We start from the raw sequence: 23,472 nt of genomic DNA, 5'->3' as shown, positions 1-23,472 counted from the left end.
GCACCGACCGTAAATCCCCCGGCGTCCGTCCCCGGTCGTCGCAGTCAGGCGATATCGAGGGAATCCCTGTCGGCACCGGCCAGTTCCTCGAGCGCGTCGGCTTCGAGCAAGTGACACTCGCCGGGGACGACGAGCAGATGCAGCGGGTCGCCGAACTCCCGGTCGGCGAGTTCGGTCATGGTGCCGGCCTCGACGAGCGGATCGGGGCTACCTGCGCGGGCCACGACGACCCCGACCAGGTCGGGATACGCCGCGGCGAGCAACTCGGCGCCGACGTCGGCGGTCATGTACTCGTCCTCGTCGGTCCGCTCGTGGCCGATCTTGTCGTCAGAACGCGACGCGTTCTGACTGCTGGTTGGACCTCGTCCAACCTTGATATCGAGGTAGACGACCGTATGAAGCCCGGCAGCCCGATTCGCGTCGATCGTTTCGGTCACGCTCGCGGGGAGGCCGTCGGCACCGTGGGCGTAGGGAAACGGCAGCGTCGTCGCCTTCCCGAAGCGATAGTTCTGGAGGCCGGTCAGCGCGCTGGTGGCCGTCTGAGCCGTGACGCCGTGGATCACCCGCGTTTCGATCCCGCGGTCGTGGGCCCGCAGGCGCAGGTCGACGTGGGTCGTCGAGATCATCGTGTCGCCCGCGGTCAGGAAGGCCACGTCCTCGGTCGCCGCTGCCTCGAGCATGTCCTCGGGGTGTTGTTCGACGCCCGCTCGGTCACGGACTTCGATCTCGATGTCGTGGTGGGACTCGAGGTCCTCGATCGTCGTCCCGATCAGTTCGCTGGTGTAGAACTCGGCGTAAACGCGGTCGGCCGCCCGGAGCGCCTCCCGGCCCTCGACGGTGATCGACCGCTCGTCGTAGAGGCCGAGGCCGATGAACGTGAGCATACGAGGCCGTAGTCGTAGCTCGCGGAATACGTTTTCGAGACGACGACTGCCCGTCGCGGGCCGGCACGAACCGGTCAGAACCCGATGTGGGAGGTCGACGCCGGGCCGTCGTCCTCGTCTTCGATTTCGCCCTCGTGGGCGAAGCTGAAGTCGTCGTCGGTCAGATAGACGACACCGTCCTCGACGGTGACGTCGACGGCGGGCAAGGTCGTGTCGGCCGCCTCGCCGTTGTCGCAGTAGCCCGAGCAGCTGTCGAACATCGAACCGTGTTTCGGACAGATGAGTTGGCCGTCACGCATCGCCACTCCGCGACCCGTATCGAGTCGCTGGGCCTCGTGCGTACAGCGATTGATCCACGCTTCGACCCCTTCTTCGCAGGGGACCAGAATCGCTTCGTCGGGTTCGCCGTACTGATCGCGGATCGTAAACAGCCACGATCGGTTCTCGTGGACCGTCTCCACGGTCGTGAGTCGCGTCCCGTCCATTTCGAGGAACGTTCGTGCGGCGAGCGGAAAACGTTCCCGACGACCACACTGTTCTATATACCCGTAATTGATTTACAGTACCCTCCCGCCGATCGTCGGCGAAAACGTCAGCGTTACGGCGACCGGCCGGCCAGTTCGGGTATGGAAGTCCCGTGCGTTCGCGTCGCCCGCGAGGAGGGGGAAGCGGTGCGGTCGGCGCTGGCCGACGCGGACCTGATCGACGACGACTACGAGATCGCCGTCGAGGACGGTCGCCTCTACATCCCGGTCGCCGATCCCGACGCCGCGGCCGGGGTACTCGAAGACGGCGAGGTCGTCTCGCGGTCGGTCGCCGAGCGCGACCAGCAGACGACGCCCGCGGACCTGCTCGCGTTCGACCCCACCTACGAACGGCTCGGCAGGGCCACGCTCATCGACGAGGACGATCCCGAGCGCGCGCGAGCGATCGCCGACGCCGTTCTCGAGTCGGATCTCCCCGTCGAGACGGTGCTGAACAAGGCCTCGAAGGTCAAGGGAGAGACGCGGGTCCGGGACTGGGAACTGCTCGCGGGCGAGAACACCGAGGTCGTCCACCGCGAGTACGGCTGTGAGTTCCTGCTTGATCTCGCCCAAGTCTACTTCTCGCCGCGGCTCGCGACCGAGCGCCACCGCGTGGCAAAACAGGTGAGCAGCGGCGAACGAGCCTTCGACATGTTCGCCGGCGTCGGCCCCTTCGTGATCCCGTTTGCCAAACGCGGCGCGACGTGTGTCGGCGTCGATCTCAACCCCGACGCGATCGAGTATCTCCGCGAGAACGCCGCCCGGAACGGCGTCGAAGAGCGGGTGACCGCCATCAACGAGGACGTTCGTGAGGTCGCGACGGAGTACGCGGACTGGGCCGACCGACTCGTGATGAACCTTCCCCACAGCGCCGACGCGTTCCTCGAGGCAGCCGTCACCCTCGCGGGCGACGACTGTACCCTCCACTACTACGACATCCAGCACGAGGACGACCCGTTCGGGCCCGGCGAGCAGGCGATCCGTGCGGCCGCCGAACCCGAGTACAACGTCACCGTCGAGACCCGCCACACCGTCCGCTCGTATGCCCCCCACGAGCTGAACGTCTGTCTGGACGTGCGCCTCGAGCGGTGACTCGAGTAACGGGCTCGAGGGCGTAACTCCCTCCCATGACCGGATCGATTCGCAACCCTTATGATCGGTATCGGTCCTATAATCGAGTGCGCGCCGGAGTAGCTCAGACTGGCAGAGCGAATCCTTCGTAAGGATTAGGTCGAGGGTTCAAATCCCTCCTCCGGCTCTTTCTGCGACGAACGTCACGCCCGGAGCGACCCGCTGACCGACGACGCGGCTATCTGTAGGGAGCGGGCGACTCCGCAGCGACCAGGCGCGACTCGAACTCCGCCACTGAACACACCTCGAGGTCTCCCTTGCGTTCTTTCTCGTGAACGTAGTCGACGATCGCCCCGAAGTCGTCGACGTGGTACTCGGCGTCGGCGAGGTCCCCCATCGAGTGAAAGAGCAGCGTGAGGACACCGTCGTGACGGATCGTCAGATCGAGCAGCCGCCTGGCTTCGGCCGGGTCGGGGTCGCCGCGCCGCGGAGCCAGCAGTCGGTTGGGGACCCGGCCGGTCGCCGGCCACCCGGCAGCGAACCCGAGCCGATGGTACTCGTCGACGAGTTCGAGCGTGGTGGCGTCGTAGTCGCTGTACGGATAGGCGAAGTACTCGGCACCGGTTTCGAACCCGTGATCGACGAGCCACTCCTTGCCCTCGCGGATGCGCGCTTCCTGGGTCGCCGGCTCGAGGCTCGAAAGTGAGTCGTGGCTATCGGCGTGGCTCCCGACCGTCCACCCGCTGGCTTGTAACTCGGCGAGTTGCTCGAGATCGAGCGCGTCGCGTCCCCCGATGGCGTCCGGATTGACGAACGTCGTCGCGGGGTAGCCATGTGACTCGAGGATCGGTGCCGCTTGGGTGTAGTCGGTGACGCTGCCGTCGTCGAACTGGAAGAGAACGACGGGAGTGTCGGGGCGAGGCGTCCGCGCGAGGTGGTCACACCAGAGCGACAGCGACTCGCCACCGCCCGTATAGGTGAGGATCCGAATTTCGCTGACGGCCGAGCGGTCGCAGCCCCCATCGTGATCGATCCCGAAGGGATACGACTGGAACGGCACTCCCGCACGAACCGGTGCGCGGAGGTCGAGCCGGTTGCCGTCGGTATCGAACAGCTGAATCCGAGGGTAGATGGCTGCGGTGGCACGGAGCGCCAGCGAGAGCCCGTCGCCGGTCAGATCGACCGGCTCCGCGAACGACCTGCGGATCGCGCCGCGCCTGTCCCGCGGTCGGACATCGATCCGCGCGGCCTGTGTCCCGCTGTAGTAGGTCGCGTCGTCAGCGGTCAGCGTTCCGCCGTCGCTGGTCCACGGCGACAGGTCCTCGAAGTCCTCGAGCGGGGACGGATCGACGGCGTCGGATGCCGCGTCCTCGGCGGGGTCGTCGTCCGGGTCGACGTCGCTCGGTCCGTTTCCGTCCGGTTCGATTCCCGTCGAGTCGTTGCGCGGGGCACTCGTCGACTCACGCGAGAGACACCCCGCGACGCAACTGCCGAGTCCGGCGATCAGGAGATTACGGCGGCGCATTACCGTCTCAAGCGGGCCGGCGGGTATTCGTTAAGAGCAGTGAATATCATCGTAACGGGATCCTACCGACGGATTACGTGCTGGCTGTGGTCGGTGACCGGGAGGTCAGGTAGCGGCCCGTCGGTGGATCTGCGCCCCACTGCCGACCGCGGATAAACCAATTATAGCGATATCAAATCGATGATGGTGGGACCGAGACGGTCCGAACCCGCCACTGGAGAACGGGGCGGCTCGAGGACGGTGTTTACCGCGACCGACGGCTCGAGTGGGGAAATATCAGTTCTGAGCGGTCGCGAATGCGCGAGGATCAGTAGAACGCGGACAGCGCGAGACAGAGGGCGAACGCGAGGACGGGGTAGTCGAGGCGGGAAAAGGCGAGGGGCGGCAGCGTGGGGTTCCACGCGAAACACCGTGCGCGGAGCGCGAGCGAGAGTCGGTCGGCCCGGTCGAAGGCCCGCGTGAGTCCGAGCATGCCGACCGTACTGATCCGATCGATCGTGCCGCGTTCGGTCCCCAGCCGGGCGGCCATCGCTTCGCGGATCGTGCGGAGATCGCCCTGTAGGACGGGGAGGAACCGAAAGACGAGCGCGATCCCGATCCCGAGCAGTTGGCCGGGTTTGCCGGGAATCGTCCGCTGGATCGCCGCCCGGGAGTCGCGGACCGGCGTCGATCGGACGTACGCCGCGCTGACCAGCAAGATGAGGAGGACCCGATAGCTCGCCAGTCCCGACGTGAGGGCGTCCGCGCGGTCGAACCAGGGGGAGCCGATCGTGACGCCAGCCAGCACCGGCGCGATCGCGAGGACCACGAGCGCGTACCGGTAGGCGGCGACGGTCCGGCGGAGCGAGACACGCGCCGCGGCCAGCACGACGACGGTCACCGCCGATAGCACCAGCAACGCTCGAAGCGTCGGATGGGCCAGTGCAGTCGCCGCGAACCCGATCTGGACCGCCAGCTTGCTCCGGGGGTCGAGCCGGTGGGCCAGCGTCTCGTCCGGTTCGTAGGTCAGCATCGGCAGCCCCCGAACGCGCGTGGTGGGAGTAACAGTTCGGTCATCGTGATCACCGGTCTGGAACGCGGACCTCGAGGCCAGCGAGGTCCTCGAGCGCGTCGTCGGGCGAGCCGTCGACGGCCACCTGTCCGTCCCGCATCGCGATCACCCGGTCGGCCAATGTCAGTACGTCCCGCAAGTCGTGGGTCGCGAGCAAGACCCCGGTGCCGTCGGCCGACAGGGCCGCGAGCCGCTCGAGGACCGAGCGGCGTGCGGGCTCGTCGAGACCGGTGAAGGGCTCGTCGAGGACGAGGTGGGAAGGGTCCATCGCGAGCGCGCCCGCGATGGCGACCCGTGACTGCTCGCCGCCCGAGAGGGCGTCGATCCGGTCGTCCTCGCGGCCGCCCATGTTGACCGCCTCGAGGGCGGCGTCGACGCGGCGATCGATCTCGGCTCGCTCGAGGCCGAGGTTTTCGGGGCCGAAAGCGATGTCCGCACCGACGGTCGCCGAGACGAACTGGTCGCGGGGGTGTTGGAAGACCATCCCGACGCTCGAGCGCGCGGCGATCAGGTCATCGGAAACGGGCGTGCCGTCGACCAGTACCTCGCCGCTGTCGGGCGTCAAGAGGCCGTTGCAGTGACGCAACAGGGTCGTCTTCCCGCTGCCGTTTGCTCCCGCCAGCAGGCCGAACTCGCCGTCCTCGATCGTCAGCGAGACGTCCTCGAGGACCGAAACGTCCTCGAACGCGTACGAGACAGACCGAAACTCGATCATCGGCTCGCCCTCCGGACGGTCACGTCGGATCGATGCGACCGGCCTTGACAATCGCGATCGCGGCGACGATCTTCAGCAGGTCGCCCGGGACGAACGGGACGACCGCGAGTTGGAGCGCTTCGATCGCACCCAGTTCCAGCACGTACCCGAGCCACGCGGTCCCGAGGCCGTAGATGACGATCAGCGCCGCGAGCAACACCGCGGCGATGACCGGCGTCGAGGTGTCGGCGGGGTCCGCGAGGTCGTCGGTGCCGTGAACCGCGAGCCCGATCAGTATCACGGCGAGGGGGTAGGCCCAGAGATAGCCACCGGTCTCACCGATCAGAACGCCGATCCCGGCGGTCCCGTTCGCGAACACCGGGATCCCGATCGCGCCGGCGGTCAGGTAGAGCCCGATCGAGACCGTCCCCCAGTACGGGCCGAGGTACAGCCCCATCAGGTAGACGACGAGGACCCCCAGCGATATCGGGACCGGCGACAACGGGATCGGGATCGATCCCACCACGGCCGCGGCCCCCATCAGTGCCGCGAGGACGGCCGCCCGCGCGAACGAGCGGACGGCGTCGTCGCCGACTAACTCGACCGAATTCCGTTCCGTTGCCATACCCCCGCTCTCTCGTAAACCCGGATCAATACTTCGGTTTCCGAAATCTCCAGTAAGGCCGGTGACAGAACGGCTCGAGCGGCGGTTCGAGCCGGGACGGCCCGGCCGAAACAGGGCGCTTCGTTCCAGTTCGCGTGACGGTCCCGGACACCGCTCAAGGTGGGAGAAAGCGGTGAGAGAGGCTACCTACGGTGGGTTCTCGCGGACCGGAGAGCGGTAATCCCTAATTGTGCCGCCGTGCTAACCGAAACGACCGGCCGTGCTTATGGCTCGCTTCGACCCCGTGATGAGGGATGGGAGTCCGTACTGCGAGCGCCGAGCGGGGCCGTAACGGGTGGTGGGCAACCGAACGCATCGCTGACGGGACGGCGGCGGTGACTGTGGCGTCGGCGACCGGCGGGGACAACCGATGAGCCGCCGCCGGATCGCCGCGGTCGTGGTGATCGCCGCCGCGATGGTCGCAAGCGTCGTCGCCGTGCCGCTGCTCGGGGGGCTCGGGGGGATCGGCGGGGCCGACGCGGGAGCGGAGACGGACGCCGCGTCGCCACCCGGTCCCGAGGCACAGGCACAGTTTCAGAACGAGAGCGGGAGTGACGCGGCGGGCGGAGACGGGTTCGATCCGATACGGCTGGAGTCGCCCGAGACCGAGGAGACGGAAACCGACGCGGACGCCGGCGGGACGAACGCGGCGGCGGCACAGAGCGACCGCGAGGAGGCCGTCGAAGAGGGGGTCAGCGAGGGGATCGCCCTCGTCCAGTCGCAGGGGATCGAGGTGACACAGGCACAGCGAGCGGCGGCGCTCGAGGGCGCGCTCGAGTCGGTGTCGCAGTCCCAGACCGTCGAGGCCGAGCAAGTCCAGGCGGCGACGGCGGGTGCCGTTCACGGAACATTGATTCAGACGCAGTCGGTCAACGTCACGCAGATCCAGTACGCCGTCGGCGGCGCGACCGGCGGGGCGCTCTCGCAGTCGCAGTCGGTCAACGCGACCCAGCTTCAGAGCGCGAGCTGGGGTGGCGCACACGGCGCGATCGCCCAGAGTCAGTACGTCAGCGTCGAGCAGTTGCAGGTGGCTACCAGCGGTGCGGCCGCTGGCGCAGCCAGCGAGGCGGGCGCGAAAGACGTCGGCGCGGTACCGAAGATCCAGGAGGCCGCACAGGGGGCCGCCTACGGTGTCCTGACGCAGTACCAGTCGATCTCGGTCGAACAGCGCCAGCGGGTGACCCTCGACCACGTCCAGCACGCCGCGGCCGGCGCCGCCGCCGGCGCGCTCGAGGGGAGTACGATCGCCGCCCTCGAGCAGCGCCAGCGAATCGATCTGCGACAGGAGCAGCGGACGGAGACGAGACAGGGCCAGCGCGTCGACGCCGAGCAGCGCCAGCGGGTGACGATCAAGCAGATACAGAAGGCCGCAGCGGGGGCGGCGAAAGGCGCACTCGTCCAGAAACAACGGGTGTCGGTCGAGGGAACGCAGGCCGCGGCCCGGGGCGCGGGTCGGGGATCGCTGACGCAGGTGCAGTCGATCCGGATCGAGCAGGTCCAGCGGATCTCGATCACGCAGGTACAGGAGGCCTCCTTCGGTGCCGCGAAAGGCGCGATCTCGGGGAGTCAGGACGCGACCGTCGATCAGGTGCAGGCGGCCGCGGACGGGAGCGCCGGCGGGGTCTTAGTCCAGCGACAGTCGGTGTCGGTCACACAGATCCAGGCCGCGGCCGTCGGGGCTGCGGAGGGCGCGGTCACGGCGGCCGTGCAGCGACAGTCGGTGACGGTCGAGGGGGTCCAAGCCGCCGCGTTCGGTGCTGGTCAGGGTGCAGTGAGCCAGACGCAACTCGTCGACGTGACGCAGGTCCAGCGGCTCGCGTACGGCAGTGCCAGCGGGGCCCTCGTTCAGGCACAGGACGCGTCGGTCACGCAGGTCCAGGTGGCTGCCAGCAGTGCCGCGACGGAGACCGCTCGAGCCGTCCAGTCCCAGCGGATCAGTATTACGCAACTCCAGACGATAACGCAGGAGGCCGCGGCCGACGCGACCGCCTACGCCGTCTCGGAGGATACCGCCGACGTCACGGTGATCAGCCAGCACGTCGAGATAGAGGTCGAGCAGCGCATCGAGACGGTCGACCGGATCGAGGGCACCGCGTCGATCGATTTCTCCGACCAAGAGAGCGACGGGGACGCGGTCACCATCGACGACGTCTCGCTCTCGGAGGGCGGGTTCGTCGCCGTCTACGAGGGCGTCGCCGTCGACGCCGATCCCGACGCGATCGTCGGCGTCTCGAGCTACCTCGAGGCCGGTGATCACGAGAACGTGACCGTCGACCTCGAGGAGTCGCTGAACGAGAGCGGACCGCTCGTCGCGGTCGTCCACCACGACACCGACGGGGACGAGACGTTCGACTACGCCGACTCCGACGGCGAGGAGGACGTGCCCTACGTCTCCGCGGGCGGCGCGCCGGTACTCGACGGCGCGTTCGTGACCGTCGTCGACGAGTCCACCGAGCCAGCAGCGACGCTATCGGTCGCTGATCAGACGGGCAACGGGACGACGCTGACAATCGACGAGGCGAACGCCTCCGTTCCCTACGTCCTGACTGCGGCGTACGACAACGAAACCGCCGGGAGCGAGCCGTTCGCGGCCGGTGAGAACGTGACGAACCACACGCTCGAGCTGGAGCCGCCCCTCGAGGACAACGCGACCGTCGAGGTGGCGGTCGTCGGCGAGGACGGCGCGACGCTCGCGAACGAGACGATCGAGTACACCGTCGCGAACGGCACCACCGAGACCGAAGCGACGCTGTCGGTCGACGATCAGGAAGGCGAGGGCAAGTCCCTCGAGATCGACGCGGCGAGCGCGACGGTACCGTACGTCCTGACGGCCGAGTACGACGGGGAGCGGGTCGATAGCGAACCGTTCGAGGCCAACGAGACGATCGCGGAGACGGCGATCGATCTCGAGCCGCCCCTCGAGGACAACGCGAGCGTCGACGTCTCCGTTCGAGCGGCCGCGGACGACGCGATCCTGGCGAACGACACGATCGAGTACGCGGTCGTCGAGCCCGAGCCCGGCGAGCCGACGGCGAACCTCTCGGTGGCCGACCAGACCGGCGACGGGGAGACGCTGACGATCACCTCGGCCAACGCCTCCGTCGAGTACGCGCTGACCGTCGCCGACGAGAACGGAAGTCGGCTCGCGGAGACCGAGCGCTTCGCGGCCAACGAGACGATCGGCCCGCGGGAAATCGCCCTCGAGCCGCCCCTTGAGGAGAACGCGACGCTCGAGGTGTCGGTCGTCGCGGCCGACGACGGCACGCCGATCGAGACTGACGAGGTGGCCTATACCGTCGACGGGGCGGTCCCCGACTTCGGCGTCGAGTTCACGAACTGTTCGCGGGCGGTCGTCGAGGCCGAACTCGAGGCGGGCGAGAGCGTCGCGGCGAGTACGGGCTTTTACACCTCCGGTGGCTTCGGCAACACCATCATTGAGGACTTCGTCACCGCCGGCGAGAACGTCGAGGCCCCCTTCGACGGGACGATCGTCTTCGAGATCGGCGACGAACGGAACGTCACGACCGACGGCGACGAGGTGACCGTCGAGGTTCCCGACTACGGTACCTTCGGGACCTACATCTCCGGGATCAGTTCGCCCGAGGCGGTCCCGTTCGCGTCGATCGATCACCCGAACCCCGACCTCGAGGCCTGTAACGACGAAGCCCGGCCCGAACTCCCGTCGTTGTCGGTCGAGGAGACCGAGCCCACGGCGGATGGGGACGCGATCAACGTGACGTTCGGCTACGAGAACCCCAACGACGCGGCGGTCGCGGCGAACAGCGAGTTCGTCGAGGGGACGACTACCGACGAGCCCCCGAGCGGGTTCGAACCCGGCGAACACGAGTTCACCGTCGAGTGGACGCCAGAGAGCGACGCCGAGCGCCTCGTCTGGCGGGCCGATTTCACGAACCACGGCTACGAGGAACCGGTGACCGTCGCGACGCCGCCCGCCGGCGAGATTCGGCCGTCCGAGCCCGCCGCATTCGCCGTCTCGATCGCGTCGGTAACCAGCCCGGTCGAGCAGGGACAGGCGATCGCGGTCGAAAGCGAGATCGAGAACCTCGGCGGCGAGGCGGGCACGCAAGAGGTCGCGCTCGCGATCGACGGGACCGTCGTCGACACCGAATCGGTCTCGCTCTCGCCGGGCGAGAGCCAGTCGGTCGCGTTCGACACCGAAACCGGGGCGCTCGAGCCCGGCGAGTACACGCTCGCGGTGTCGAGCGACAACGACACCGCCGAGACGACTGTGACCGTCGAGGAAAGCGGTGCGCCGGCGACGGTCGCAGTGACCGACCTTGCCGCACCCGCAAGCGGCGAGCCCGGCCAGCAGGTGACGGTGACCGCGACCGTCGAGAACCGTGGAGATCTCGAGGGGACGGAGACGGTGACCTACAGCGTCGATGGGCAGCCAGTCGCCGAGGCGACCGTGACGCTCGCTGGCGGCCAGTCGGCCGAAATCCCGTTCACGTCGTCGGTACCCGAGGGCACGTCGACGCATACGGTCGCGACCGCCGACGACGAGGCATCGGTGGTGATCGAGGCGGCCGCGCCGGCGACGACGGACACGGACGGCGGGACGGAGGCCGGTGACGATGTGGGGACTGGCGCTGCTGGTGGGACCGACGGCGGAGCGGCACCCGGTCAGGGGACCGAACCGTCGTCCGAAGAGTCCGGACCGCCGGGTGAGACGGGGGCGGCGGAAGTGCCGGAGGCGGCCGAAGAACCGAGATCCGAGACGAACGGACCGTCAGCTAACGGACCGGCCCTCGGCGGCGAGGGGACCGGAGACGCCGGAAACGAGACTGCCGGATAGGCCCCGACGCGTCGTTCTCGAGGGCGTTTCGACCGCTACGCGGTGAGCTCTCGAGAGAACAGTGCCGGTCCCGCGAGTGCGGTCAGTGCTGGTGGCCGGTCGCTTCGCCGAACGTGACGCCGAACCGCTCCTCGAAGAGGTCCATTACGCGTTCCTCCTGTGCCTCGAGTTCCGGATCGGCGTCCTCGCCGTGATGGACGATGTGGTGAGCGCGGCTGGCGAAGGACAGCAGCATGACGTCGCCGACCGTCTCGACGTCGGTCTGGTCTCCCTCGGCGACGAGGTCGACGAGTCCCGACGGAATCGTCACGTCGTCGGTCGCGCCGTCTTCGGAACTGATCGAGAAGGTCGTCGTCTCGACTTCGTCTGTCATACTCCTACGGTCGGGAACCGCACCTAAAGGTGCTGTGGCTTGCAGCGAATGCACCGCCACTGCGGCCTCCGGTGACAGCCGGTCCCCCGTGGTGTTTTTGCCGATCGGCGGCGAACGACCGGGTATGCCATCCGTCGAACTCGAGGCGGAGACGATCGAACGGCTGGATGAGCTACGCGTCGACGACGAGTCCTACGACGAACTGGTCACCGAGTTGATCAACATCTACGAAACCAGCGAGTACACGATGTTTCACGCCGGTGACTGATACGGTTTCCTGTCAGTCAGTACCGGTGTCCCCGCAGGACGGTCGCGGGGACACCGGTAACCAGCGACAGTAATCCGTATGAGCGTCCCACCGGTGTCCGCATTGTCGGCTCAGCGACCGTCGGCGACGCTCTCCCGAACCGACTCCCAACGGCCCTTCGACTCGAGGTGTGACTGGAGTTCGTCCGCGTACTCCTGGGTGAGCCGCTCGGCCGCTTTCCGCTGCTCAGCCTCGGCGGAGCCGTCGTCCCCGCCCATACCGAGCGCGCCCATGATCGAGTCGACGATCCCGCCGCCCGACGAGTCCGATCCCCCGGGTCCGCCAGGTCCGCCGGCCATCGCACCCATGCCGGCCTGCACGTTCTCGAGTTCGGGGATGACGCCGTCGAGTTTGTCGGTGTCGGCGACGATCCGCGCTCGGTCGGGCTCGTCTGGGTGTTCGATCTCGAACTCCGTGGCGGTCATGATCAGGCTCCACTGCTGGTTGGAGAACTGCGACTCCTCGATCCGCGCCGAAAACTCCTGATCGACGGTCATCCGCTCGCCGACGATCCGGTCCGTCCACGGGTTGTCGCTCATGCCCTTCGGTTGGCGCGGCCGCTGTATCAGCGTTTCCCTCCCTCTCGCCCGCGAACGGCAGGACCGGTCGGTCGCGAACCCGTCAGTTCGACGGATGGTCGTTCCTGTCAGAAAAACACTCATATAGTGGTCTGTTGTATGGCACCATATAGCATAATGTATGACTGCATCCTCGTCCCGACCGACGGCTCCCGGGAGGTCGAACGGGCCCTCGAGTACGCGTTCGACCTCGCACAACTGCACAACGCGACGATCCGTGCGCTCTACGTCGTGAACGCCGCCGGCTACGGCGGGCTGCCGATGGAAACCGCACTCGAGGGCGTCAGCGACGCGCTTCGGGGCGAGGGACGGGCGGCGGTCGATCGGGTCGCGGAACTCGCGCCGGACGACGTCACCGTCGAAACCGAGGTTCGGGAGGGGTCACCGAGTCAGGTCATCGTCGACGAGGCCGGACCCGAGGCCTGCGATCTGATCGTGATGGGGACACACGGCCGCGGGGGGATCGACCGGCTGCTGCTTGGTAGCGTCACCGAACGGGTCGTCAGACGTGCCTCGGTGCCGGTCCTGACAGTACAGGTCGATCCCGACGATCTCGAGGATCGGCCCGAGGAGCCGCGACTCACCGCCGAGTGAGGATCGGGACAGAAGTCGCTGCAGTCGTCGCTTTTCCCCCGCCGCCGCTCGAGTCCGCTATACCGGACGGAGGTGTTCGCAGTCGCCCGCCGACACCGTCACCCGCCCGTCGTCGGTTTCGACTACGAGCGCGCCCGACTCGGTCACGTCGACCGCCTCCCCGACGATCTCGCCCGCGGGGCGGTCGACCCGCACCCGCTGGCCGAGCGTCAACGCCAGTTCGCGCCACGCGGGAACGACCCTCTCGAGGTCGTTGCGGTGGTCGTCGAAGGACTCGAGCAGGCGCTGGACGAACCGCCGGCGGTCGACGTCACCCGCCTCCTCACGGATGCTGGTCGCACCCTCGGGCAGCGCGTCGGCGTCGATGTTCGCGTTGATGCCGGGCCCGACGATGACCCACTCGACGCGGTCGGTCTCGCCTTCCATCTCCGTGAGAATCCCCGAAAGCTTCCGGAAGTCGCCGTCGTCGCCGACCGGGACGACCACGTCGTTGGGCCACTTGATTCGAGCATCGACGCCCGCCTCGCGGGCCGCTCGCGCCGTCGCGACCGAGATCGCGAGCGTGTACAGCGGGGCCTGCGCGGCCGCGATATCGGGCCGGGTGACGACGCTCAGCCAGACGCCGCCCGGCGGCGCCGTCCACTCGCGCTCGAGGCGGCCGCGGCCGCCGGTCTGTTCGTCCGCGAGGACGACCACGTCGGTCGCGCCCTCGCCCGCGAGTTCACGCGCCCGGTCGTTGGTACTCCCGACGGAGTCGTGGTACTCGACCGAAAACGGGGCCTCGAGCCCGAACTCGACTGCGGGCGCGTTGTACGCCTCGATCTCGCCGAGATCGTAGCCGTTCGGCCCGCTCTCGATCTCGAAGTCCGCCTCGCGCAGCGCCTCGATGTGCTTCCAGACGGCCGCCCGCGAGACGTCGAGGGCGTCGGCCAGTTCCGGCCCCGAAACCGGGCCGTTGGCAAGCGCCTCGAGGACCGCGCGTCGCGTGTCGTTCATACCCTCGAGAGGGGGGCGCGATCACTTCAATCGGCTGGATCGCCGGCCGTGTGATCGCGGTGACGCGGCGGTGACGAAAAACGAGAGACGACCCCGGTCAGTCCCGGAGTTCGCGTAGCTTCTCGCGACCAGGCGCGATCAGTTCGTCGAGGTAGGTCGCCAGCGTCCCCTTCGCGTCGGCGGGGTGGAGTTCGCCGGAATCGAGATCGGCCGCCAGCGACTCGTAGCCCTCGTAGGTCAGGTCGCCGCCGTACTCTTCGGGGCGTTCGACCACGACCTCGTCGAAGCGGGGGAAGACGTGGTACTCGAAGAGTTCGAGGACCGGATTCTCGCGCTCGTTGCCCTCGTCGTCGGGCTCCGGATCCCGCGTTGGGGGACAGTACGCCGAATTGACCTTCTCTTCTACGTCCGCGGTCGAGTCCTCCATCGAGATCGTGGTCCCCTCGCTCGAGGACATCTTCCCCTCGCCGGTCGTGAGGTCGGCGAGGATGGGGGTGTGGATCGCCGGGCGGACCTCGTAGTCCAGTTCCGGCAGCTTCTCGCGGGCGAGCATGTGGACCTTCCGCTGGTCGAGCCCGCCAACGGCCAGGTCGAGGTCGAGGTACTCGATGTCGAGCGTCTGCATCAGCGGATAGACCAGGTGGCTCACCTTGGCCGTCTCGTCGCCCTGAATCTCGGCCATCGCGCGCTGGGCGCGGTTCATCGTCGTCGCCTGCTCGAGGGTGTGGAGATCGCGGGTGTACGCCTCGTCGAACTGGAACGTCGAGCCGTAGACGAACTCGGTCCGCTCCTCGTCGAGGCCGTACGCGAGGAACTGGGCCTTCATCCGCTCGGCGGTCGCCCGGATCTCCTCGAGCGACCCCTTCTCGTTGAGGTAGGCGTGGGCGTCCGCCAGCAGGATCACGACCTCCATGCCGGCTTCCTGAAGGTCGATGAGCTTGTTCGCGGTCAGGAGATGCCCCAGATGGAGGACGCCGGAGGGTTCGTAGCCGACGTAGGCCCGCTTGCCCTCGGGATCCTCCGTGAGGTCGCGGACCTCCTCATCGGTGACGACCTCCTCGGCGTTTCGCGTGAGTAACTCGTAGGCGTCCATGTACGGAGGGAACCGGAGGAGGAATTTATACCTCCTGATACGGTCTACTGTCAGTCATTGCCGGTGGGACCGCGACTACCCTGCGGTCCCACCGAGAAATCGTGACACAACCCGTATGAAAGGCGCTCGAGTCGACGCGCCGAACCCGAACGGCGGTTCCGATCGGCGTGTTCAGGACCGACTCGAGCGATGGTGTCGGTCGACCACTGAGTCGCGACCGTGCGGTCAGAGATCGCCCGACCGGATCCGCTTCTCGGCGTCCTCGAGCGCGCGCTCGCGGTCGAAGTCCTCGATAATCGCACGGAGGGTAGCCTCATCGGCGTCGGCCAGCTCACGCGCGTGATCGGTCATGTTCGGTACCGCGCGGATGATGTTGTCGACGATCGGGACGTCGGCCACCTGCGGTGATCGCGAGAGGGGGTTGAGATCGATGACGATCTCGGTCTTGTCCATCTCGTCTAAGGCTTCCGCGCGATCGCCGTCCTCGAGGGGAACCAGCACCACGTCAGCCGCGTAGATCCCGTCGGCGTCGACCTTCGCCCGCTGGTGATCGAGGTTCGGGATCCGTGCGTCGGCCTCGAGCCCTTTCACGTCGTCCGCGCCGTGGTCGCGGAGGTGGTCGGCGATGGCCTCGATGCGCTCGGGCGTCCGGTTGAAGAGGTTGACCTCGAGGTCGGCACCGGTTGCGTCGGCGAGTTCAGCCATCTCGCCGGGGACCAGCGCCGCGACGTTGCCGTTGATCGAGAGGACGGGACGGTCGGCCAGCAGGAGGTGTGCCGCGGCCGCCCGTTCGGCCGCGTCGGCGCTGGGTATCGTCTCCTCGCCGAGCAGATAGTCGAAGGCGCTGCCCCGCCCTTCCGCGTGCATCCCCTGGAGGTGGGTGATCCCCTTCTCGACGCCCCGCTCGATGCGGTGACGAGTGAGCAGATCCTGGTATCTGGGGTGGTCTGCCGGGATCTCCTCCTCGTCTTCGACGTCGGCGGAGACGCTGTCGTAATCGGTCACGATCGATCACTGGGTTCGGTCGATAAAAAACGGCCCGATCGCCCGCCGAGTCGACTCGAGCGAGCGCCGCGTTCCCGCGGCGAAACGGACCGGTCAGTAGTCGGTGCGAGCCGCTGGCGCCGTCACTCGGTGAAGGTGATCCAGCCGTCGGGGGCCTGTGCCTTCACGTCGTTCATCGCCTCTCGGGCCTCGGTGCGGTTCTCGTAGGTCTGAGTACTCTCGGCCATCGTCGCGCCGTACTCGTCGATCAGCTGCCAGACCCAGCCGTCCTCTGCGGTGTGGAGTTCGAACGAGACGCTGTCGATCTCGAGGATGCTCGCCGACTCGATCAGCCCGCGGACGTCCGCGAGGGCGTCGCGGGCGTCGTCGGCCGTCTCGTGGGTCTCGGAGCCGGTCGCGACGGTTCGGCCGTCCTCGTCGATGAGTCGCCACTGCCAGCGGTCCTCCTCGTCGGCGACGAGTTCGAAGGAGGCGACGTCGAAGTCGACGCGGCCGGCCATCGGCGCGAGCTGGCGGACCTCCTCGATCGCCTCGAGCAGGGTCTCGCGATCGGGTTCGGAGTCGACGGCCTCGGCGATAACGGTCCGCTCGGCGTCGACGAGTTCCCACGACCAGCCGTCCGCGTCGTCGACGCGGATCGCCGCGTCCTCGATCGCGAAGATCGGCGCGTCGCCCGCGTGTCGCTTGAGGTCCTCGACGCCGTCCATCGCCACCTCGCGGTCGGCGTAAGAGACGGTCGCGTCGGCGATCTCCTCGCGGTCGCGATCGAGCAGCCGGAAGCGCCACTCGTCGGTGCCATAGAGCTGGATCGAGACGTCGCCGATCGTGTGCCGACGGGCCGACACCGCCGCCGTCCGGACGTCCTCGAGACTGTCGACCAGTTCATCACGGGTCGGGTGTGCCTCGCCGTCGACGGCGACCGTTTCGCCCGACGGCAGGACGAACCGCCAGTGCCAGTCCTCGGTCGCGTACGGCTGGAAGATCGCCCGATCCATCGTCCGCACGTCCGAATCGAGATGCTCGAGCAGGCGGTTCATCGCCTGGCGGGCGGCCCCGCGGGTCGGGTGGGTCGCGGGGTCCTCGGCGACGAGTTTACCGGCCTCGTCGATGAGCCGCCAGCCCCACTCGTCGTCCTCGTTGACGAAGAGTTCGAACGCCGCGGTCTCGATCTCGAGCAGCTCGGCCTCGGGGGCCTGCTCTTTGAGCGTCATCATCGCCTCGGCGGCCTCGCCGCGGGAGGTGTGTTCAGCGCCGCTGTCGGCCAGGACGTTGCCGTCCTCGTCGATGAGCCGCCAGCGCCACTCGCCGGAGTCGGCCTCGTAGACCTGGAAAGCGGCGTTCTCGAACTCGATGAGTTCCGCCTCGCTGGCCTGCTGGCGGACCCGCTCGATGGCGTCGGTCGCCGACTCGGCGTCGGGATGTGGTTCGGTACTCGCGGCGACGACGTCGCGGTCGTCGGTGACGAGCCGCCAGTGCCACGGGCTCGCATCCTCGGCGTCGGGGGCGTCGACGGCCGTCCCGCCGTCGGCCGCCGGTTCGGGCTCCTCGATTGCCGCGGGGAGGTCGTCGTCGGGCGTCGAGGCGGCGCTGCCGGTGTCGACGTCTGCGGCCGGATAGACCTCGTACTCCGCGTCGTCGATCTCGACGACGTCGGCGTCGGCAGCGTTGTCGCCGAACCGCTCGGTCCACGTATCGACCGCGAGACGGTCGTCGGTCCCCTCGGGGCTTCGCGCGACCACGTGTTCGGTCTCGTCGACGAGCCGGTAGCGCCACTCTTGCCCGGACTCGTAGAGTTCGTAGGTCGGCTCGCCGGCCACGGTGACCGACGCCGACTCGAGTTCGGGCAAGAGTGCCTCGGCCGCCTCCTCGGCGTCGCGCCGGGAATCGAAGGCGTCGGTACTGGTCGCGAGGACGTCGTCGGCGGCGTCGACGATCCGCCAGCTCCAGCCGTCGGCCCGCTCGCGGAGTTCGACGCCGACGTTCTCGACGTCGAGGACCCGCGCCCGATCGAACCGTTCGGCGAAGGTGTGGGCGGCCTCTTCGGCCCGTTCCTGGGTCGAGTGGCCCGTCTCGCTCGAGGCCAGTGGCACGCGGTCGTCGTCGACCAGTTGCCAGTACCACTTGTCGCGGCGCTCCTCGTAGGTAAAGGCCGCCCCCTCGATCTCGATTACGTCGGCGTCCGGCCCCTCGTCTTTGAGGAAGCTCACCGACTCCTCGGCCCCGTCGCGCTCGTCGAACTCGCCGGCACAGGCACCGACGATCGAACCGTCGTCGCGCGCGAGCGTCCACTGCCAGGTGCCGTCGCGGTCCTCGTAGAGCCGGAACGCGGAGGTCGTCAGCTCCATCAGCCCCGCGGAGCTGATCTGGGATTTCACCCGCTCGATCCCCTCCGTGGCCTCCGGCCGCGTCACCGCACTCTCCGTACTCTGGGCCAGGGCCTCGAGGTGGAGGACGTGCCACTGCCAGTCGCCGTTGTCGTCACGGAAGGCGGCGAACTGGGCGCTTTCCATCGCGTCGCCGGTGAGGATCGGCGGGTCCTCGGTCTGGCCTTCCTCTTCGACGAACATGCCGCGTTGGCCGGTCAGAATAGGGACGAGGGCCGTCACCCCCGCGATGATGCCGATCCCCAACGTGTAGACGGAGATCACCTCGACGCTGTAGTCGACGCCCAGTTCCCGCCAGTTGTTCGGATACGCCCACCCGAAGAAGCCGACGCCCGCAAACGAGACGAGCAGACCGACGAAACTCGCCTGGATTCCCCGTTTCCGCACCGGTAACATCAGTACGATCCCGAACAGACAGAGCGCGAGTCCGGTCGCAGCGGTGATCCCGGAGGCCCTGATCAGCGTGTACGGCTCCCCCTCGCCTGCGTACCCGACGACGAACGTCGCCACGCCCGCGGCCCCGATGACGTAGCCGACGATGAACAGCCAGTAACCGTAGACGTCCTTGCTCGAGTCGGGTTCCCCGACGTAGTGTTCGTACAACTGAAACAGGTTTTGGTGAATGTCAGTGCGTGAAGCCATTTCGAAACTTGGCCCGATAACTCGAACGTACCATAATAAATTTTTGGCCAATGTTTTCGGTTCTGGTATTTCCAGCGCCCCGCTCTCTCACCGAAACCCGGCGGTCGATTTCCGCCGTCGAATATCCGTTCTCGAAACGACGGGATGGCAGTAACCGGTCCGAGACGAACCCTCTGTATTACCTTTGTGAAAAATAGCAGTGGAACGAACGGCAACTCGAGCGGGCCATCGGCGGCTCATCGCGGAAAGCGAGACGCATCCGGTTCGCCGTCCTGCGGTTTCTCGATATATCCATATGCCAGCTGATACGAGTATGACGTACTTAAACGCGACGGGCCCCGGATCTGTCGCGTGGCACCGGCGCTTGTCGACGGCGCGTGAACGCGCTCGTCTCTCGTGGACACGACAGTCACCGAAAAGTGGCAACAATCGACCGATATCGGGACCCGCTCACTTCAGAACCGCACCGGCGGGGTGGGTCGCACAGACCGAGGGCTCGTAACCGGCATCGGAGAGGCCGGTCCCGAGCGCGAAGACCGTTTCGCCGAGCATCGCCATCGAGGCCTGCCCGTCGGCGTCCGACACCTCGGCGATCGTTTCGCGGACCCGATCGGTCAGCAACTCGGCGTCGCGGGCAAACAGCCGTGAAGCGTACATGAACGACAGCAGCGTCGGTTCCTCGACGACGCGGGAGAGCGCCTCCTGCCCGGCCGCGGTCAACTGCTCGGTATCGCCCGAGAGAACGTCGGCCGTCGACAGCTCCCCGAAGGTGACGTACTCGACGCGCGCCCGGGCGGGGACGGCGTCGAGTTTGTTGTCGTGTGGCCCGCCCGGCTCGAGGCGGATCGGGACGCCGCCGTGGGCCTGTGCGACGACGTCGCCCAGCCCCGTCCCGGCCTGCACCTCGGCCCCGTGTGCGATCGTGACGAGTTCGTTCATCGAGAGCTTGCAGCCGAACACGCGGTTCGCGGCCAGGGCCGTTCCGAGCGCCATCGCCCCCGAGACGCCGAACCCGGACCCGATCGGCAGCTCCGAGGTCGCGTCGATCCGAGCGCTCACGTCGAGCGTCTCGAGGACGGTCTCGACCGGTTCGATCTCGATCTCGACATCGTCGAGGAAGACCGTCGTCTCCGCCGCTCGTTCGACCGTCACCTCGACACCGTCCGTAAGCGTCAGTCCCGCGCCCCGTGAGCCCGCCTTCGTCGGGTCGTCGTCCGGGTGGGCGCTGAAAAAGCCCGTAACGTGGCCGGGAACGAACGCCGTCGCCTCCTCACGCATTACGCCCCCGCTTTCTGCCCGAACGATATAACCTTGCAGGTTCGCGCCCGCACGCGCCGTATTCCAATCGGTCCGTCGCTCTCCCTACGAGTTCCATTGAAAGTCATTGCACAGCCGCCGTTCGAACGGTGTGGAAACCGGTTCAGTAGTATGGCCTGGCCGACTCGAGGCGAGGGCTGTGCCCGCCCTCGAGCGAGTCAGGCTATCGGGCCCGGGCGGTGGTATCGATCGTCCGCGGAGATAGTCGTCTGTCTACCCGGTTTTGAATACGCTCTGTATGGAGAAGAAAACTACAATCATCGGTTCGTCGAAGGATCGGTCCGCATGCCAAATAATGACATGTCCAATGACGTTCCAGCTGTGACCGAATCGACGACCGACCGACGGGCCCTCCTGAAGGCCACCGGCACGACGTTGATCGGCGGTGCGGGACTGACCGCCGCCTCCGGCTCGGCGTCCGCGCAGTCCCTCGGCCCGGACACGATCGAGGTCGACGACGGCTGGTTCGGCTGGAGCGCCGACGACGACCTGCCGGTCACGGACGAACTGCTGGTGTTCATTCACGGCTGGTTCGGCGATACCACCGTCTCGAGTCAGGCCGCCGACGTCAGGGACTCGCTCGTTGCCGGCGGCTATACGCCCGACGAAACCGTCGCAATCGAGTGGCCCGCCACCACGCTCAACTACTTCGGTGCCGAAAGCGATACCGAGGACGTCGGCGAGGTCGTCGCCGGCCTCATCGAAGACTTTTCCGACGCCGGCGGCGGGAACGTCCGGCTGGTCGGTCACTCACTGGGCGGCCGCTGTGTCTACTGGACCGCGACGAAGCTCTCGGACGGCTACGAGATCGAGACCGTCGCCGGCCTTGGCACTGCCGCCGACGGCTCCGAGATCTGTGGCGACCCGTGGAACCCCGGCCTCAGCAACGCGTGTGCGGTCCGGAACTATCACTCCCAGAACGACTCGACCGTCGGCTCGGCCTACGGTGGGTTCGGCGACACCGCACTTGGGACCGAAGGAGCCGGCTGTGATCCCGGCTCGAACTACACCGATGTCGACGTGACCGATAGCGTCGGCAGTCACCTCGCGTATCTCGGCGACGACGCCGTCGGTTCGGAGCTGGCAGCTGCCATCAACGGCGGCTCCTGTGACGACTAGTGGAGCTGGCACTCACGAGTCGTCGGCTGTGACGAAGTCGTGGCTCCGAGGCTACGGACCCGAGACCGTTCTCTCGCTCGAAGCGTGTTCCCGACACATCCAGCGTCACGTATCGGTACTGATCGGCGGGCGGTACCGATAGCGATCGTCTACAGCGTCGGGGAGACACGGGTCGTTCGTCACCCTGTTCTTGTCGCTCGACGAACAGCGACCTCGACTACGGCGAGAGTCGCTGTCGGTCCGGCGAGACTCACTCCGTTCGTCTCGCTGGCTCCCAACGTCTTCGTCCTACGGACTCAGACGTTGGCGATCATGCGGAACCGTGCTTCGCTTCCGCTTGGGTTCCGCTTGCTCTCAGGTTTGTCGCCTACGGCGACAAACGCTGACGATCTCGAGGAAACCGACTCGCGCTACGCGCTCGTGGTTTCCACGCGCTCCCAGAGACGTCGTCCTACGGACTCAGTCTCTGGCGATCACGCGGGAACAGCACCGCTTCCCGGATGTTGTCCAGCCCGAGGATCGTCATGAGCAGGCGCTCGCCGCCGAGGCCGAAGCCGGCGTGGGGCGGCATGCCGTACTTGAACATCTTGGTGTAGTACTCGAACTGGTCGGGGTCGAGCCCCTGCTGTTCGAAGCCCTCGATGAGCTTCTCGTGGCGGTGTTCGCGCTGACCGCCCGAGACCAGTTCCATCCGCGGGTGCATGAGGTCGAAGCCGGTCGACAGTTCGGAATCGTCGTCGTGGTCCTTGATGTAGAACGGCTTGATCTCGCTGGGCCAATCGGTGATGAAGTAGTGGCCGCCGACGTCCTGCCCGAGGGCCTCCTCGGCCGGCGTCGAGAGGTCGTCGCCCCAGACGAGCTGCTCGTCGAGTTCGCCCGTGGCGTTGATGCGCTCGAGGGCGTCCTCGTAGCTGATACGCGGGAAGTCGCCCTCGGGGACTGCGAAGTCCTCGGCGAGGTCGAGTTCCTCGAGCTGGTCGCCGAAGTTCTCCTGGACGGACTCGTAGGCGGCTTTGACGATGCCCTCGGCGACGTCCATGGCATCAGTATGGTCACAGAACGCGCCCTCGAAGTCGATCGAGGTAGCCTCGTTCAGGTGCCGCGGCGTGTTGTGTTCCTCCGCGCGGAAGATCGGGCCGATCTCGAAGACCCGCTCGACGTTCGAGCCCGCGACCAGCTGCTTGAACAGCTGTGGCGACTGGTTCATGAAGGCCTCCTCGCCGAAGTAGGTGATCGGGAACAGTTCCGTCCCGCCCTCGGTCCCCGTCGCGACGATCTTCGGCGTGTTGATCTCCGTACAATCGTAGTCGCGGAACTGGTCACGGACCGAACGCAGCACGTCCGAACGGATCTCGAAGACCGTCTGGACCTCCTCCTTGCGAAGGTCGAGGGTGCGGTTGTCCAGCCGGGTCGAGAGGTCGGCGTCGACCTTCTCCGAGGGGTCGAGCGGCAGTTCGGGGTCGGCGGGGGCGACGACCTCGAGCGACTCGGGCGTGACCTCGACGCCCGTCGGCGCGCGGGGCTCTTCCTCGACGTCGCCGGAGACCTTGATGACGCTCTCGCGGGAGACGTCGAGTCCCGTCTCGACTAACTCCTCGTCCATCTCGTCTTTCTCGAACTTGATCTGGATCTTGCCCGAGCTGTCTCGGAGAATCAGGAACGCGATGCCCCCGAGGTCGCGGATCTCGTGGACCCAGCCGGCGACGGTGACGTGGTCGCCCGGCTCGGCGTCGGCCGTGTAGGTTCTGTCCTGCATACCACTCGATTCACGCAGGCGCAACTTAAGCCCAGCCGTTCGGATCGAGGGTAACGTTTTGCCGCATCGGAAACGATAC

At 67.3% G+C, this 23,472-nt stretch carries 19 protein-coding genes and 1 tRNA gene; 6 read left to right on the top strand and 14 right to left on the bottom strand.

Going from position 1 to position 23,472, the window contains the following annotated elements; genetic code table 11:
* Positions 1 to 44: 44 nt before the first annotated feature.
* Together dph5 and ACERIM_RS08020 are read right to left on the bottom strand one after the other, a co-directional pair.
* The gene (gene dph5, locus ACERIM_RS08025; protein ID WP_373631969.1) at positions 45 to 884 is read right to left on the bottom strand and encodes a diphthine synthase; all 840 of its coding nucleotides are present in this window, start codon (positions 882 to 884) and stop codon (positions 45 to 47) included.
* A gap of 74 nt (positions 885 to 958) precedes the next feature.
* Positions 959 to 1,369, bottom strand: coding sequence for a Rieske (2Fe-2S) protein (locus ACERIM_RS08020; RefSeq protein WP_373631968.1), 411 nt, complete (start codon positions 1,367 to 1,369; stop codon positions 959 to 961).
* A gap of 141 nt (positions 1,370 to 1,510) precedes the next feature.
* Between ACERIM_RS08020 and ACERIM_RS08015 the strand changes: the two genes are divergently transcribed.
* Positions 1,511 to 2,500 (top strand): class I SAM-dependent methyltransferase family protein, encoded by a 990-nt coding sequence (locus ACERIM_RS08015; protein ID WP_373631967.1) that lies wholly within the window; start codon positions 1,511 to 1,513, stop codon positions 2,498 to 2,500.
* A 92-nt stretch (positions 2,501 to 2,592) separates the two neighbouring features.
* Positions 2,593 to 2,666: transfer RNA gene (locus tag ACERIM_RS08010), tRNA-Thr, on the top strand.
* 51 nt (positions 2,667 to 2,717) lie between these two features.
* On the opposite strand, the gene ACERIM_RS08005 is transcribed toward ACERIM_RS08010, so the two are convergent.
* From ACERIM_RS08005 to ACERIM_RS07990, 4 genes are all read right to left on the bottom strand, one after another.
* A complete protein-coding gene (locus ACERIM_RS08005; protein WP_373631966.1) occupies positions 2,718 to 4,004 on the bottom strand; it encodes a polysaccharide deacetylase family protein in 1,287 nt (428 codons plus the stop codon).
* 307 nt (positions 4,005 to 4,311) lie between these two features.
* Positions 4,312 to 5,016 (bottom strand): energy-coupling factor transporter transmembrane protein EcfT, encoded by a 705-nt coding sequence (locus ACERIM_RS08000; RefSeq protein WP_373631965.1) that lies wholly within the window; start codon positions 5,014 to 5,016, stop codon positions 4,312 to 4,314.
* 49 nt (positions 5,017 to 5,065) lie between these two features.
* Positions 5,066 to 5,770 carry an energy-coupling factor ABC transporter ATP-binding protein gene (locus tag ACERIM_RS07995; RefSeq protein WP_373631963.1) on the bottom strand — a complete coding sequence of 235 codons (705 nt, stop codon included), beginning with the start codon at positions 5,768 to 5,770 and terminating at the stop codon, positions 5,066 to 5,068.
* Positions 5,771 to 5,789: 19 nt separating this feature from the next.
* Positions 5,790 to 6,374, bottom strand: a complete 585-nt coding sequence (locus ACERIM_RS07990; RefSeq protein ID WP_373631962.1) for a biotin transporter BioY — start codon at positions 6,372 to 6,374, stop codon at positions 5,790 to 5,792.
* 409 nt (positions 6,375 to 6,783) lie between these two features.
* On the opposite strand from ACERIM_RS07990, the gene ACERIM_RS07985 reads away from it, so the two are divergent.
* On the top strand, positions 6,784 to 11,229 hold the full coding sequence (locus ACERIM_RS07985) for a CARDB domain-containing protein (protein ID WP_373631961.1): 4,446 nt from the start codon (positions 6,784 to 6,786) through the stop codon (positions 11,227 to 11,229).
* Positions 11,230 to 11,311: 82 nt separating this feature from the next.
* Here ACERIM_RS07985 and ACERIM_RS07980 read toward each other — a convergent pair whose 3' ends face one another.
* Positions 11,312 to 11,602, bottom strand: coding sequence for a hypothetical protein (locus ACERIM_RS07980; RefSeq protein WP_006179924.1), 291 nt, complete (start codon positions 11,600 to 11,602; stop codon positions 11,312 to 11,314).
* A gap of 124 nt (positions 11,603 to 11,726) precedes the next feature.
* Here ACERIM_RS07980 and ACERIM_RS07975 point away from each other — a divergent pair, with 124 nt between their 5' ends.
* Positions 11,727 to 11,870: a hypothetical protein gene (locus ACERIM_RS07975; RefSeq protein WP_006179925.1), complete on the top strand. Its 144-nt coding sequence runs from the start codon at positions 11,727 to 11,729 to the stop codon at positions 11,868 to 11,870.
* Between the two features lie 110 nt (positions 11,871 to 11,980).
* Here the strand turns inward: ACERIM_RS07975 and ACERIM_RS07970 are convergent, their stop codons facing one another.
* A complete protein-coding gene (locus ACERIM_RS07970) occupies positions 11,981 to 12,448 on the bottom strand; it encodes a DUF5799 family protein (protein ID WP_049966124.1) in 468 nt (155 codons plus the stop codon).
* Positions 12,449 to 12,604: 156 nt separating this feature from the next.
* On the opposite strand from ACERIM_RS07970, the gene ACERIM_RS07965 reads away from it, so the two are divergent.
* Positions 12,605 to 13,081 (top strand): universal stress protein, encoded by a 477-nt coding sequence (locus tag ACERIM_RS07965; protein ID WP_006649685.1) that lies wholly within the window; start codon positions 12,605 to 12,607, stop codon positions 13,079 to 13,081.
* Between the two features lie 57 nt (positions 13,082 to 13,138).
* On the opposite strand, the gene ACERIM_RS07960 is transcribed toward ACERIM_RS07965, so the two are convergent.
* From ACERIM_RS07960 to ACERIM_RS07940, 5 genes are all read right to left on the bottom strand, one after another.
* Positions 13,139 to 14,077 carry a biotin--[acetyl-CoA-carboxylase] ligase gene (locus ACERIM_RS07960; RefSeq protein ID WP_373631960.1) on the bottom strand — a complete coding sequence of 313 codons (939 nt, stop codon included), beginning with the start codon at positions 14,075 to 14,077 and terminating at the stop codon, positions 13,139 to 13,141.
* A gap of 97 nt (positions 14,078 to 14,174) precedes the next feature.
* Positions 14,175 to 15,170, bottom strand: a complete 996-nt coding sequence (locus ACERIM_RS07955) for a tyrosine--tRNA ligase (RefSeq protein ID WP_373631959.1) — start codon at positions 15,168 to 15,170, stop codon at positions 14,175 to 14,177.
* Between the two features lie 225 nt (positions 15,171 to 15,395).
* On the bottom strand, positions 15,396 to 16,175 hold the full coding sequence (locus ACERIM_RS07950; protein WP_006649688.1) for a 4-phosphopantoate--beta-alanine ligase: 780 nt from the start codon (positions 16,173 to 16,175) through the stop codon (positions 15,396 to 15,398).
* A 122-nt stretch (positions 16,176 to 16,297) separates the two neighbouring features.
* The gene (locus ACERIM_RS07945) at positions 16,298 to 19,201 is read right to left on the bottom strand and encodes a DUF1508 domain-containing protein (protein ID WP_373631958.1); all 2,904 of its coding nucleotides are present in this window, start codon (positions 19,199 to 19,201) and stop codon (positions 16,298 to 16,300) included.
* 450 nt (positions 19,202 to 19,651) lie between these two features.
* Positions 19,652 to 20,479 carry a pantoate kinase gene (locus ACERIM_RS07940; RefSeq protein ID WP_006649691.1) on the bottom strand — a complete coding sequence of 276 codons (828 nt, stop codon included), beginning with the start codon at positions 20,477 to 20,479 and terminating at the stop codon, positions 19,652 to 19,654.
* A 324-nt stretch (positions 20,480 to 20,803) separates the two neighbouring features.
* Here ACERIM_RS07940 and ACERIM_RS07935 point away from each other — a divergent pair, with 324 nt between their 5' ends.
* Positions 20,804 to 21,637: an alpha/beta hydrolase gene (locus ACERIM_RS07935; protein WP_373631956.1), complete on the top strand. Its 834-nt coding sequence runs from the start codon at positions 20,804 to 20,806 to the stop codon at positions 21,635 to 21,637.
* A gap of 451 nt (positions 21,638 to 22,088) precedes the next feature.
* Here the strand turns inward: ACERIM_RS07935 and aspS are convergent, their stop codons facing one another.
* Positions 22,089 to 23,393, bottom strand: a complete 1,305-nt coding sequence (aspS, locus tag ACERIM_RS07930) for an aspartate--tRNA(Asn) ligase (RefSeq protein ID WP_373631955.1) — start codon at positions 23,391 to 23,393, stop codon at positions 22,089 to 22,091.
* Positions 23,394 to 23,472: the final 79 nt, after the last annotated feature.

It is taken from the genome of Natrinema sp. H-ect1, from assembly GCF_041821105.1.
GTDB lineage: Archaea > Halobacteriota > Halobacteria > Halobacteriales > Natrialbaceae > Natrinema > Natrinema thermotolerans.
This window is presented reverse-complemented; position numbering and strand designations above follow the sequence as displayed.

Bases quoted from the DNA above. Each gene is read 5' to 3' on its own strand.
- ACERIM_RS08005 (WP_373631966.1), bottom strand. From the start codon at position 4,004: ATGCGCCGCCGTAATCTCCTGATCGCCGGACTCGGCAGTTGCGTCGCG.
- ACERIM_RS08000 (WP_373631965.1), bottom strand. From the start codon at position 5,016: ATGCTGACCTACGAACCGGACGAGACGCTGGCCCACCGGCTCGACCCC.
- ACERIM_RS07955 (WP_373631959.1), bottom strand. From the start codon at position 15,170: ATGGACGCCTACGAGTTACTCACGCGAAACGCCGAGGAGGTCGTCACC.
- ACERIM_RS07970 (WP_049966124.1), bottom strand. From the start codon at position 12,448: ATGAGCGACAACCCGTGGACGGACCGGATCGTCGGCGAGCGGATGACC.
- ACERIM_RS07935 (WP_373631956.1), top strand. From the start codon at position 20,804: ATGCCAAATAATGACATGTCCAATGACGTTCCAGCTGTGACCGAATCG.
- dph5 (WP_373631969.1), bottom strand. From the start codon at position 884: ATGCTCACGTTCATCGGCCTCGGCCTCTACGACGAGCGGTCGATCACC.
- ACERIM_RS07940 (WP_006649691.1), bottom strand. From the start codon at position 20,479: ATGCGTGAGGAGGCGACGGCGTTCGTTCCCGGCCACGTTACGGGCTTT.
- ACERIM_RS07980 (WP_006179924.1), bottom strand. From the start codon at position 11,602: ATGACAGACGAAGTCGAGACGACGACCTTCTCGATCAGTTCCGAAGAC.
- ACERIM_RS07945 (WP_373631958.1), bottom strand. From the start codon at position 19,201: ATGGCTTCACGCACTGACATTCACCAAAACCTGTTTCAGTTGTACGAA.
- ACERIM_RS07990 (WP_373631962.1), bottom strand. From the start codon at position 6,374: ATGGCAACGGAACGGAATTCGGTCGAGTTAGTCGGCGACGACGCCGTC.
- ACERIM_RS08015 (WP_373631967.1), top strand. From the start codon at position 1,511: ATGGAAGTCCCGTGCGTTCGCGTCGCCCGCGAGGAGGGGGAAGCGGTG.
- ACERIM_RS07995 (WP_373631963.1), bottom strand. From the start codon at position 5,770: ATGATCGAGTTTCGGTCTGTCTCGTACGCGTTCGAGGACGTTTCGGTC.
- ACERIM_RS08020 (WP_373631968.1), bottom strand. From the start codon at position 1,369: ATGGACGGGACGCGACTCACGACCGTGGAGACGGTCCACGAGAACCGA.
- ACERIM_RS07975 (WP_006179925.1), top strand. From the start codon at position 11,727: ATGCCATCCGTCGAACTCGAGGCGGAGACGATCGAACGGCTGGATGAG.
- ACERIM_RS07965 (WP_006649685.1), top strand. From the start codon at position 12,605: ATGTATGACTGCATCCTCGTCCCGACCGACGGCTCCCGGGAGGTCGAA.
- aspS (WP_373631955.1), bottom strand. From the start codon at position 23,393: ATGCAGGACAGAACCTACACGGCCGACGCCGAGCCGGGCGACCACGTC.
- ACERIM_RS07985 (WP_373631961.1), top strand. From the start codon at position 6,784: ATGAGCCGCCGCCGGATCGCCGCGGTCGTGGTGATCGCCGCCGCGATG.
- ACERIM_RS07960 (WP_373631960.1), bottom strand. From the start codon at position 14,077: ATGAACGACACGCGACGCGCGGTCCTCGAGGCGCTTGCCAACGGCCCG.